Genomic DNA, 406 nt, shown 5'->3' with positions numbered 1-406 from the left:
CGTCGCCGTGCTGCTGTCGCCGTCGGCGTCCTTGAGGGTGTAGGTGAAGTTTTCGACACCCGTGCCGCCGCCCTTCAAGTTGATGAAGTCCGGGTCCTGGGCGTTCAGCGTGTAGGTGTAGCTGCCGTCGGCAGCCAGCACCAGGGTGCCGTAGGTGCCGGTGATGGTTTGTGGAGTGATCGGGCCGCTGGCGATACGGTCGGCGCCCTGTACATCGTTGCTCAGGACGTTGCCGGTCAGGGTCGTTTGCGCTTCGGTAGCGGTGGTGGTGTTGCTGTCGTCGTACGCCTTCGGTGCATCGTCGACGATGTTGATGTCGATGGTGGCGCTGCCGGTGCTGCCATCGACATCGGTGGCGACCACTTCGATTTGCTCGACCAGGGTGTTGCCGCTGGTGTGGCTTTCG

The 406-nt window shown here is 63.3% G+C and carries 1 protein-coding gene; it reads right to left on the bottom strand.

The features are described 5' to 3' along the window. On the bottom strand, positions 1 to 406 hold a 406-nt coding region (locus NPS47_RS25460; RefSeq protein WP_274297454.1), incomplete at both ends, for an Ig-like domain-containing protein.

Source organism: Pseudomonas putida (genome assembly GCF_028682475.1).
Taxonomy (GTDB): Bacteria; Pseudomonadota; Gammaproteobacteria; order Pseudomonadales; family Pseudomonadaceae; genus Aquipseudomonas; species Aquipseudomonas putida_AG.
The sequence above is the reverse complement of the archived record's forward strand: the minus strand, read 5'-3'. Positions and strand labels throughout refer to the sequence as shown.